Origin of the sequence: Xanthomonas sp. SHU 199, assembly GCF_000364665.1 — a bacterium.
Classification (GTDB): Bacteria; Pseudomonadota; Gammaproteobacteria; order Xanthomonadales; family Xanthomonadaceae; genus Xanthomonas_A; species Xanthomonas_A sontii.
The window spans coordinates 1-5,985 of record NZ_AQOI01000217.1 but is presented as its reverse complement, the minus strand read 5'-3'; the positions used below and the strand labels follow the sequence as shown (position 1 = coordinate 5,985).

Below are 5,985 nucleotides of genomic sequence, written 5' to 3'. Positions count from 1 at the left end.
AGCCGCGGCGGAAGCCGCGCACCAGGGTCGGCACGATCGGGTTGAACGCGGCCGAGGCGGTGAAGCCGAGCCGCAGCACACCGCTCTCGCCGCGCGCGGCGCGGCGTGCGGCATCGCCGGCGCGTTCCAGGTCGGCGAGCACGCGCCGGGCTTCGGTGCGGAAGGCGCGGCCGGCATCGGTGAGTTCGGCGCCGCGCGGTGTGCGCACGAACAACGGCGTGCCCAGTTCCTCCTCCAGTGCGCGGATCTGCTGGCTCAGCGGCGGTTGCTGGATGCCCAACTGCGCGGCGGCGCGGGTGAAGTGCCCGGCCTCGGCCACGGCCAGGAAGTAGCGCAGGTGGCGCAGTTCCATGTCATATCCAGAACATATGGAGAGTGGGCCAATCATATATTGGACGCCGGGTGACGGCAGGCGAATACTGGCCATCCGTTTTCCGCCGCGACCCACACCGTGAACGCCTCCAGCCAATGCCCGCCGGTGCACGCCGTGGACGATGCGCCGCTGTTGCGCATCCGCCTGGCGCTGTTCCTGGCCGGCTTCGCCACCTTCTCGCTGCTGTACAGCGTGCAGCCGCTGCTGCCCGAGTTCGCCCGCGAGTTCGGACTCAGCGCGGCGGCCAGTTCGCTGCCGCTGTCGCTGGCCACCGGCGGCCTGGCGATCGCGATCTTCTGCGCTGGCGCGGTGTCGGAAACGCTGGGCCGGCGCGGGCTGATGTTCGTGTCGATCGCGCTGGCCGCGCTGCTCAACCTGCTGGCGTCGTGCCTGCCGCACTGGGGATCCCTGGTGGTGGTGCGCGCGCTGTCCGGCATCGCTCTGGGCGGCGTGCCGGCGGTGGCGATGGTGTACCTGGCCGAGGAACTGCCGGCGAGCCGGCTCGGCGCTGCCACCGGGCTGTATGTGGCCGGCAATGCGTTCGGCGGCATGGTCGGCCGCATCGGCATGAGCATGCTCACCGACCACTTCGACTGGCGCGTTGCGCTGGCCACGCTGAGCACGGTGGATCTGCTGGCCGCGGTCGGCTTCGTGTGGCTGCTGCCGCCGTCGCGGCACTTCGTGCGCCGCCAGGGAGTGAATCTGCGCTTCCACCTGCGCGCCTGGGGCGGGCATCTGCGCGATCGCCACCTGCCGTGGCTGTTCGCGATCCCGTTCCTGGCGATGGGTGTGTTCGTCAGCGTCTACAACTACGCCGGCTTCCGCCTGGGCGGGCCGGAGTTCGGGCTGAGCCAGAGCCAGCTCGGCATGATCTTCAGCGCCTACGTGTTCGGCATCGTGTCGTCCTCGGTCGCCGGCGCAGCCTCGGACCGGTTCGGCCGCGGCCCGGTGGTGCTGGCCGGCATCGCCACCGCGGCGCTCGGCGTGGCGCTGACCCTGGCGCATGCGCTGGTGCCGGTCATCGCCGGCATCGTGCTGCTGACCATCGGCTTCTTCGTCGCGCATTCGGCGGCCAGCGCCTGGGTCGGGCGCCTGGGCGGGCAGTTCAAGGGCCATGCCGCGTCGCTGTACCTGCTGGCGTACTACGCCGGCGCCAGCGTGATCGGCTCGCTCAGCGGCGCGGCGTGGCAGCACGGCGGCTGGAGCGCACTGGTCGCGTGTTGCCTGGTGTTGCTGGGCATCGGCTTGGTCGCCGCGCAGGTGTTGCGCCGCGGCGCCGACGACAGCCGCCCCTACGGCCGCTTCGGGCCGCATCCGCCGCGCGGCGAGTGAGCCGCGCTGCCGTCATCCAACGAGGGTTCCGCAATGCAGATCGACCATCTCGACCATCTGGTCCTCACCGTCGCCGACATCGACGCCACCTGCGCGTTCTATGCGCAGGTGTTGGGCATGCGCGTGGTGACCTTCGGCGAAGGCCGCAAGGCGCTGGCGTTCGGCCAGCAGAAGATCAACCTGCATCGGCATGGCCACGCGTTCGACCCGAAGGCGCAGGTGCCTACGCCGGGCTCGGCCGATCTGTGCTTTCTCACCGCCACGCCGCTGGCGCAGGTGGCCGAGGAACTGCGCGCTGCCGCCGTGCGGATCGAGGACGGGCCGGTGCAACGCACCGGCGCCCGCGGCCCGATCCTGTCGCTGTACTTCCGCGATCCGGACGGCAACCTGATCGAGGTCGCCAACCCGTTGTGATGGGGGCCGCGTTGGCACCAGACCTGTGCCGTCCGCGCGCTGCCTGACCCTGTGCCGCCGCCGGTCCTTCGTTCGTGCCGAGCGCTGTCCACACCTGCGGCAATCACAGGCCTTGTGTTGCCGGCCAGCACGCACTACATACAGCGGCACGGCCGCCGCAATGGCGCGCGCCTTCACACCGACGGGAGCCGCCTGATGTCGCAGTTGCTGCAGGATCACCCCGCGTCCGCACAGCCAGCGGCGTCCGCGCTGGAAGCGTTCGTCGACCGCCATCGGCGCCTGTTCGTGCTGACCGGTGCCGGCTGCAGCACCGATTCGGGCATTCCCGACTACCGCGACGCCGCCGGCGACTGGAAGCGTGCGCAGCCGGTGACCTACCAGGCCTTCATGGGCGAACTGGCGACGCGGCAGCGCTACTGGGCGCGCAGCCTGCTCGGCTGGCCGCGCTTCGGCCATGCGCGGCCCAACGCCACCCATGCCGCGCTGGCGCAGCTGGAAGCGCGCGGCCAGGTCGAACTGCTGCTGACCCAGAACGTGGACGGCCTGCACCAGGCCGCCGGCAGCCGCGCCACCATCGACCTGCACGGGCGTCTGGACGTGGTGCGCTGCATGGGTTGCGAGCGGCGCATGCAGCGCGAGGCGTTCCAGCAGCACCTGCAGCAGCACAACCCGCAGTGGGCGACATTGCAGGCCGCGCCGGCGCCGGACGGCGATGCCGACCTGGAGGGCGAGGATTTCGCCAGCTTCGTGGTGCCGCCCTGCGCGTACTGCGGCGGCGTGCTGAAGCCGGATGTGGTGTTCTTCGGCGAGAACGTGCCGCGCGAGCGCGTGGCCAGTGCCTTCGCGCATCTGCAGCGCGCCGACGCGGTACTGGTGGTGGGCTCGTCGCTGATGGTCTATTCCGGCTTCCGCTTCGTGCAGGCCGCGGCCAAGGCTGGCCTGCCGATCGCCGCGGTCAACCTGGGCCGCACCCGCGGCGACGATCTGCTGAGCCTGAAAGTGGAGCAGTCGTGCGCGCAGGCGCTGGCGTTCCTGCTGCCGGCAGCGGTGTGCGTTCCGAATCCCGGCACGAACTGATCCACCGGCAGTGGTTGATCGCGTTGTGCGGCAGGAGTGCAATGGCCGCTTCCCGCGCCGAGCGCGGCGTTTCCATGGATCCGTATCGTGAGTCACTTGTTCTCGCCCCTCGCGCTGGGGCCGCTGTCGTTGTCCAACCGCATCGTGATCGCACCGATGTGCCAGTACTCCGCCGAGGACGGCCGTGCCAGCGACTGGCACACCCAACATCTCGGGCAACTGGCGCAGTCCGGCGCCGGGCTGCTGATCCTGGAGGCGACCGCGGTGGAGCCGCGTGGGCGCATCAGCTACGCCGATCTGGGCCTATGGGACGACGCCACAGAGGCGGCGCTGGACACGGTGCTGCGCTCCGTGCGGCGCTGGTCGCCGATGCCGTTGGGCATCCAGCTCGCGCATGCCGGGCGCAAGGCGTCCACGCACAAGCCCTGGGACGGCGGCGGCGCGATCGCGCCCGAGCAGCCGAACGGCTGGCAGACGGTGGCGCCGTCGGCGCAGGCATTCGCCGACGACGGCCCGTCGCCGCAGGCGCTGGACCTGGCCGGCATCGACGCCATCGTCGAGGCGTTCGTGGCGTCGGCGCGGCGCGCCGAGCGACTCGGCTTCGAGCTGATCGAACTGCATGCCGCACACGGCTACCTGCTGCACCAGTTCCTGTCGCCGCTGAGCAATCAGCGTGCCGATGCCTATGGCGGCAGCCTGGAGAACCGCATGCGCCTGCTGCTGCGCGTGCATGCGGCGGTGCGCGCCGCGGTGGCGCCGAGCATCGCGGTGGGCGTGCGCATCTCCGCCACCGACTGGGTCGACGGCGGTTGGGACCTGGCGCAGAGCCAGGCGCTGGCGCAGGCATTGCAGGCGCAGGGCTGCGATTATCTGCACGTATCCAGCGGCGGACTGGACCGGCGTCAGCGCATTCCGGTGGCGCCCGGCTACCAGGTGCCGCTGGCCGAGGCGCTGCACCGTGCGGTGCGCATGCCGGTGATCGCAGTGGGCCTGATCACCGAGCCGCAGCAGGCCGAGGCCATCCTCGCCGAGGACCGTGCCGATGCCATCGCGCTGGCCCGCGGCATCCTCTACGATCCGCGCTGGCCGTGGCACGCGGCCGCCGCGCTGGGCGCGCGGGTACGCCCGTCGCCGCAATACCTGCGTTGCGAGCCGCATGCGGCGCGCGGCGTGTTCGACGCCTGACCGGCGCGCCGCGCGCGCTAGTGGCGTCCTCCATTTCGATTCCTTCAGGGAGCCTGCAATGACGACGATTGGATTTCTCGGCCTGGGCACGATGGGCCAGCCGATCGCGCTCAACCTGCTGCGCGCCGGCCATGCGTTGACGGTCTGGAACCGCAGCGCCGCGGCGGCGCAGCCCCTGCTCGAGGCCGGCGCGCAGCAGGCCGCGCAACCGGCCGATGCGGTGCGCGGGCCGGTGCTGTTCTCGATGCTGGCCGACGACACCGCGGTGCGCGAGACCCTGCTCGATCGTGGCGCGCTGGACGCGCTCACCGCCGGCAGCGTGCACGTCAACATGGCCACGATCTCGGTGACGCTGGCGCGCGAACTGCACGCGTTGCATGCCGAGCGCGGCGTCGCCTACCTGGCGATGCCGGTGCTGGGGCGGGTGGAGGTGGCCGCGGCCGGCCAGCTCAACCTGCTCGCCGCCGGCGACGCCGCGGCGCTGGCACGGGTGCAGCCCTTGCTCGATGTCATCGGGCGCAAGACCTGGTACTTCGGCACCGCGCCGGAACAGGCCAACGCGGTCAAGCTCGCCGCCAACCTGTGCCTGGCCAGCGCCATCGGCACCATGGCCGAGGCGTCGGCGCTGGTGCGCGGGCACGGCGTGGAAGCGGCCGATTTCCTCGACATGCTCACCAGCACCGTGTTCGCCGCACCGGCCTACCAGACCTACGGCGGCATGATCGCCGAACAGCGCTACAGCCCGGCCGGCTTCAAGGCCACGCTGGGCCTGAAGGACGTGCGCCTGGCCCTGAACGCCGGCGAGACCCGGCACGTGCCGATGCCGCTGGCGGCGGTGCTGCGCGATGCCTTCATCGAGGCGATCGCGCACGGCGACGGCGACCTCGACTGGGCGGCGCTGGCCAAGGTCGCCGCGCGCCGCGCCGGCCAGGCCTGAAGCGCCGACGGATCTTCAGCGGACCTTGGCGGCGCATGCCGCACACTGCGCACCCGCTTGAGCCTGGCGCGCGCTTGCCGCTAAGGTGCGGCGATTTGCTGGCGCATCACAGGAGGATGCCATGAGTCCGAATTCGTCCGATCCCGGCGACAGAGCCCCGATCCAGCCACCGCGCGCGGTCGTGCGCGAGCCCGTGCCCGGGCCCGATCACCCGGAGCATCCGGACCATCTCCTGTACGCGCAGATCCGCGAGGGCGTGCATGCGCTTGACGCCGCCTGTGGGCGCGCGCCGGACGCGATCAGCGAGCGCATGGTGGCGCGGCTGCTGCCGCTGGCCAAGGAATACGGTTTCGACCAGGTCGACCACGTGGTGCTCAGCCGCGAGATCGGCGACGTGGAGGATGGCGAGAACGTGTTCCTGGTGCGCGGCGACCTGGACGATCCGGCGCACCTGCGCGCGCACATCACCACCCACGAAGCGGTCGGCATGTCGGTGGAGGATTCGCTGGCGCGCCTGGAAAAGGTCAACCGCCGCTTGGCGCTGCGCCTGCGCCCAGAGTGAGCGCAGGCGAGTGAGCAGCGTCCTGGGTGAGGCGTCAGCTGCGACACTGTTTCCGGGTAAGCATGGCTGAGCCCCTCTCCCTCCGGGAGAGGGGTTGGGGTGAGG

Annotated in this window: 7 protein-coding genes; 6 read left to right on the top strand and 1 reads right to left on the bottom strand. The window is 71.3% G+C overall.

What is annotated here, in order from left to right; all coding sequences use genetic code 11:
* Window positions 1–352: LysR family transcriptional regulator (locus tag D183_RS0108840; RefSeq protein ID WP_017908689.1), on the bottom strand; the 352-nt coding region annotated here is incomplete at its 3' end.
* 99 nt (window positions 353–451) lie between these two features.
* Between D183_RS0108840 and D183_RS0108835 the strand changes: the two genes are divergently transcribed.
* From D183_RS0108835 to D183_RS0108810, 6 genes are all read left to right on the top strand, one after another.
* A complete protein-coding gene (locus D183_RS0108835; protein ID WP_017908688.1) occupies window positions 452–1,705 on the top strand; it encodes an MFS transporter in 1,254 nt (417 codons plus the stop codon).
* Window positions 1,706–1,738: 33 nt separating this feature from the next.
* Window positions 1,739–2,119 (top strand): VOC family protein, encoded by a 381-nt coding sequence (locus tag D183_RS0108830; protein ID WP_017908687.1) that lies wholly within the window; start codon window positions 1,739–1,741, stop codon window positions 2,117–2,119.
* A 195-nt stretch (window positions 2,120–2,314) separates the two neighbouring features.
* Window positions 2,315–3,196, top strand: a complete 882-nt coding sequence (locus tag D183_RS0108825) for an NAD-dependent protein deacetylase (RefSeq protein WP_017908686.1) — start codon at window positions 2,315–2,317, stop codon at window positions 3,194–3,196.
* Between the two features lie 87 nt (window positions 3,197–3,283).
* Window positions 3,284–4,381 (top strand): NADH:flavin oxidoreductase/NADH oxidase, encoded by a 1,098-nt coding sequence (locus tag D183_RS0108820; RefSeq protein WP_026144320.1) that lies wholly within the window; start codon window positions 3,284–3,286, stop codon window positions 4,379–4,381.
* Window positions 4,382–4,439: 58 nt separating this feature from the next.
* Window positions 4,440–5,318: an NAD(P)-dependent oxidoreductase gene (locus D183_RS0108815; protein ID WP_081613307.1), complete on the top strand. Its 879-nt coding sequence runs from the start codon at window positions 4,440–4,442 to the stop codon at window positions 5,316–5,318.
* A gap of 121 nt (window positions 5,319–5,439) precedes the next feature.
* A complete protein-coding gene (locus tag D183_RS0108810) occupies window positions 5,440–5,880 on the top strand; it encodes an XVIPCD domain-containing protein (protein ID WP_017908683.1) in 441 nt (146 codons plus the stop codon).
* Window positions 5,881–5,985: the final 105 nt, after the last annotated feature.

Bases quoted from the DNA above. Each gene is read 5' to 3' on its own strand.
- D183_RS0108830 (WP_017908687.1), top strand. From the start codon at position 1,739: ATGCAGATCGACCATCTCGACCATCTGGTCCTCACCGTCGCCGACATC.
- D183_RS0108825 (WP_017908686.1), top strand. From the start codon at position 2,315: ATGTCGCAGTTGCTGCAGGATCACCCCGCGTCCGCACAGCCAGCGGCG.
- D183_RS0108815 (WP_081613307.1), top strand. From the start codon at position 4,440: ATGACGACGATTGGATTTCTCGGCCTGGGCACGATGGGCCAGCCGATC.
- D183_RS0108810 (WP_017908683.1), top strand. From the start codon at position 5,440: ATGAGTCCGAATTCGTCCGATCCCGGCGACAGAGCCCCGATCCAGCCA.